The organism is Aurantibacter sp., from assembly GCF_042094015.1.
Classification (GTDB): Bacteria; Bacteroidota; Bacteroidia; order Flavobacteriales; family Flavobacteriaceae; genus Aurantibacter.
Genome location: NZ_JBELDZ010000075.1, coordinates 1 through 4,594 on the forward strand (window position 1 = coordinate 1; position 4,594 = coordinate 4,594).

The window sequence follows — 4,594 nt, forward strand, 5'->3', positions numbered from 1 at the left end:
AACAGTAATAAATAAAGGCACTACGAAAGAGGTTCACTTACCTCTTTCTCCGCAAAAAGCTTTACTTTTTAAGTAAAGCTTTTTTTATGCTCTAAATTTAGCTAAAACTTCTCGTATCTTTACCTTCTAAAGAATTTCTAAAAGATGAAACTTCATTTAAAAAATACCTTTACAACAAATTTACCAGCGGATAATGTATTAGAAAACACACCTAGACAAGTTTCTAATGCCTGTTTTAGTTACGTATTTCCTAAACAGACAAAAAAACCTCAATTAATCCACACCTCTCCAGAATTACTTAATATAGTAGGTTTAACTGAAGAAGATTCTAAATCTGAAACATTTTTAAACGTTTTTACTGGAAATGAAGTTTATCAAGACACAACACCATTTGCTATGTGTTATGGCGGACATCAATTTGGACATTGGGCTGGACAATTAGGAGATGGTAGAGCTATTAATTTATTTGAAATAGAATATCTAAATAAAAACTGGACAATACAATTAAAAGGTGCAGGACCAACACCATATTCCAGAAATGCAGATGGATTAGCGGTATTACGTAGTTCTATTCGTGAATACTTATGTAGCGAAGCTATGTATTATTTAGGTATCCCAACTACACGTGCTTTAAGTTTAGCTTTATCTGGAGACCAAGTTTTACGAGATGTTTTGTACAATGGAAATCCTGAATATGAAAAAGGTGCAATTGTATGTAGAGTTTCACCAAGTTTTTTACGTTTTGGTAGTTTTGAAGTTCTTGCAGCTAAACACGATTTAGACTCACTTAAAAAATTAGTAGATTTTACTATTATTTCACATTACCCAGAACTTATAGAATCGACAAAACCCAATAACGCAATTATTGATAAAAACACTTATAGTGCTTTTTTTAATGAAGTTGCAAATCGCAGTTTAGAAATGGTTATAGAATGGCAACGTGTAGGTTTTGTACACGGTGTAATGAATACAGATAACATGTCTATTCTTGGTCTGACTATAGATTATGGTCCATATGGTTGGCTAGAAGGCTACGATTTAGGTTGGACACCAAACACAACAGATAATCAAAATAAACGTTATAGATTTGGTGCACAAGTAGATGTAGTGCTTTGGAATTTATACCAATTAGCAAATGCATTATATCCTTTAATTAAAGAAGCTGAAGGTTTAGAAACTACTTTGCAAAATTTTGCAGAGACTTCTAAAATAGCTTATTTAGATATGATGCGAAGTAAATTAGGATTAAAATTAAAAGAAAAGTCTGATATTGGTTTAATTAATTCACTTGAAGATTGTCTTCAACTTACAGAAACAGATATGACAATTTTCTTTAGGAATTTAGCTAGTTTTAATTCTGAAGAACCAAATACTTGGAAAAAAACTATAAACGATGCCTTTTATACACCTGAGGCTATTTCAGAAAAAAATAAAACAAAATGGTCTGAATGGTTTAAAACCTATGCTGAACGTTTAAATCTAGAACACGTTACACCAAAAGAACGCTTACTTAATATGAATTTGGTTAATCCTAAATATGTATTAAGAAACTACATGAGTCAGTTAGCCATAGATGAGGCAAACAAAGGAAGTTATACTTTAATAGATGAGTTATTTCATCTATTAAAACAACCATACAATGAGCAACCTGAATATCAAAAATGGTTTACTAAACGACCTGAATGGGCAAGAAATAAAATAGGTTGCTCTATGTTGTCTTGTAGTTCTTAAATTATTAATTTAACCTTACAACTGTTTTTTAATTTATATTCTAATGTACTCATTGTCAAGCATTATTTGCCAATACAAAAATTCTAATAATCTTTGGAATTGTTATGGTGTAATATTCAAATTTACTTAAAAACTTATACCTTTTAGAAATAACGAATAGCTATAACTGTATTTAATTCAGTTTTAACCACGGTATAATTGGATTGTATATAACTAGAAGAAGCATTGTCATAGATATATCCTCTTCTATATGCTCTTAAATAATTAGTATCCTCAGTGGAGCTCCAAAAACCATGCAATGTGGGATTAGCCAGGTAAGTCAAAAGATGTTCTGATTCTAGTATAAAATAAAGTTGGAATTTAGTTGGAATACGCCAATCTGAAAAATTTCTTGCTTCAACAGGATAATTACTGATATCTCCTATTGCATTTTGTGCATCATTCCAGTTCATTTCAGTATAAGTTCCTCCCAATGGATAGCGTGTCATGACTATGCCATGTCTGCCATTAGCATTAACTCTAAATACATATCCGCCTAACTCTTCATGATACCCCAAAGTATATGATTTTGGTAATACATTATATGGATTACCTACAGTACCTGTACCCGTAACAGTAATTCCTGTTCCGGATGTTAAAACACCTCCTAAACCAGCTGCCCCAGCTTCACCATCTATACCTTGTGCTCCAATTGGTCCTGGACCATTGCCAGATGTAGTTGCATGTAAAGCATATGGCACGCTCATTAATTGACTGGCACCAACTGTTTGATAATTAGTGCCACCTGTAACATCTATTGCCGTTTCAATAAAATATGGTCCATTGGCCCAATCTATATTTGTAAAGTCATCCGCAGTTGAGCCAGTACCTATACCTAAATTAATTAACCCAAACCCATTGGTAACGGGTTGGAAACTTTCCGTGTATAGGATAGTTCCGCCTATAGTCCCTTGTTTTATATTTATTTGAACCCCAACAGCTACATTATTTATAGTGTTATTGGAAATATCTTTAACAACCACTTGATAAGGAAAACTAGGTGGAGATTGGCTGTAAGAAATAAATACTAATAGGTAAACAATAAATACTATTATTTTTTTCATAAACTTTTAAAATTATTTTAAGACAAGCTTAATACTTCATTAAAATGAGCGAACACTTCTTATTTTTGCAGATACAGATGAACCGTATATTAAAATTGCCCTACCCGTATTAATAACATGGTTTTGCCATAAAATGCCTCCGCTTATATTTGTATCTTTTGTGTTTGTTAGATAATATAATGTATCTGAAAAACCTGTAACATCATTAGAAAAATATTGAAATACTAAGGCTAATTCATCTACAGATGGCAAACGCCAATCAAAAAAATTTTGTCCAGCTGTGGAGTGATATTGTGGGTCAGATAATATTGACGTATGCCCATTTGCAGGTGCAATTCCTTGATCAATTGTTTCTATTACGGTTCCATGTCTACCATCCGGAGATAAATGAAAAACATAACCTCCTAACTCCTCCCAATATCCTATAGTATATTGCTTTAAACTTACCTCAAACGGGTCAGTAGTTAAACCAGTGCCAGTTACAGATATTTCTGGACCGCCAACAACAGATCCATTTTGTCCATCCAATCCTATTGCTCCTATTGGACCTTCTGGGCCTTGAGGACCATCCGTACCTGCAGTTTTTGCATATAGCGCATAGGGAACACTTGTTAACAACTCTGCCCCAATTACATTATAGCTTGTACCTCCAGTTACATCAATAGCAGTTTCTAAATAAAATGGTCCAGAAGACCAATCTATTGCACTAAAATCATCTACAGAAGTACCTGTACCAATATCTAATTTAATTAAACCAAAATTATCTGTAGTTTTAGTATATGTTTCTGTATATACACTAAGCCCACCTGGAATCATTTGTTGAATGGTCATTCTTAAATTAACACTTTGGTTCGATATCGGTTCACCGTAAGTATTTTTAACTATAGTTTGATAAACCATTTTTTCTGGAGCCTGCCCGTAAGTTATACTTAAAGTAAGTAGCATCATAAAAAATAATATACAATTTACTTTTTTATGACATTGTTTCGTTTTTTTCATAATTAAAAAGTTCTGATTGAACGTACATAAAATGAGCTTATAGGGCTTGTTTGATAATTATATGTACCATCTGTATTATGAGTATAAATAGATTTATAACCACTACTAGCAGTAGTTATCGTAGAAGACCAATATGATGCTCCATTTACAAACCCACCAATAGCATTTTTATAAGTCATCATTAAACTTAATTCATAAGCATTAGGTAACCTCCAATCCATAAAATACTGAGCATTACCAGAATGTGTATTCGTAAATGTGGTTTTATTTTCTGCCTCAGCCCATGTATCATAGCCTTGATCTATTACTTCTGCAACTATTCCATGTCTTCCATCTGGTGATATCTGAAAAACATAACCTCCCAATTCTGCCCAATACCCTATGCTATATGTTTTTGAACTTACCACATAAGGATCTTGATTAGTTCCCGTGCCGTTAACACTTGTACCAACTAATCCAGCTTGAATATGATATTCTACAGCATCATTTCCCGCTGGACCTTGAGGTCCTTGTGGTCCTTGAGGTCCAGCACCTGTACCAGAAGATTTTGCATATTGTGCATATGGAACACTCATAAGTTGACTAACATTTAATATTAAAAAAGATGTTCCTCCACTTAAATCTACAGCAACCTCTAAAAAGTATGGGCCATTTAACCAATCAATTATTGAAAAATCATCTGTAGTCGTTCCGCTTCCAACCGCTAAATTAATTAAACCATTAACATTTGTCGTTGTTAAAAATGTTTCAGAATAAACTCC

Annotated in this window: 3 protein-coding genes and 1 pseudogene; 1 reads left to right on the plus strand and 3 read right to left on the minus strand. The window is 33.0% G+C overall.

The window, feature by feature from the left end:
• Positions 1 to 144: 144 nt before the first annotated feature.
• Positions 145 to 1,731: a YdiU family protein gene (locus ACFDSN_RS10055; protein ID WP_375239722.1), complete on the plus strand. Its 1,587-nt coding sequence runs from the start codon at positions 145 to 147 to the stop codon at positions 1,729 to 1,731.
• A gap of 143 nt (positions 1,732 to 1,874) precedes the next feature.
• On the opposite strand, the gene ACFDSN_RS10060 is transcribed toward ACFDSN_RS10055, so the two are convergent.
• The 3 genes and pseudogenes from ACFDSN_RS10060 to ACFDSN_RS10070 form a co-directional block, all read right to left on the minus strand.
• Positions 1,875 to 2,477: a hypothetical protein gene (locus tag ACFDSN_RS10060; RefSeq protein ID WP_375239723.1), complete on the minus strand. Its 603-nt coding sequence runs from the start codon at positions 2,475 to 2,477 to the stop codon at positions 1,875 to 1,877.
• A gap of 396 nt (positions 2,478 to 2,873) precedes the next feature.
• Positions 2,874 to 3,833, minus strand: coding sequence for a hypothetical protein (locus ACFDSN_RS10065; protein WP_375239724.1), 960 nt, complete (start codon positions 3,831 to 3,833; stop codon positions 2,874 to 2,876).
• Between the two features lie 2 nt (positions 3,834 to 3,835).
• A pseudogene (locus tag ACFDSN_RS10070) lies at positions 3,836 to 4,594 on the minus strand (hypothetical protein); the annotation flags it as partial.

Excerpts from the sequence above, each read along its gene's own strand:
- ACFDSN_RS10055 (WP_375239722.1), top strand. The coding sequence starts at position 145 with ATGAAACTTCATTTAAAAAATACCTTTACAACAAATTTACCAGCGGAT.
- ACFDSN_RS10060 (WP_375239723.1), bottom strand. The coding sequence starts at position 2,477 with ATGAGCGTGCCATATGCTTTACATGCAACTACATCTGGCAATGGTCCA.
- ACFDSN_RS10065 (WP_375239724.1), bottom strand. The coding sequence starts at position 3,833 with ATGAAAAAAACGAAACAATGTCATAAAAAAGTAAATTGTATATTATTT.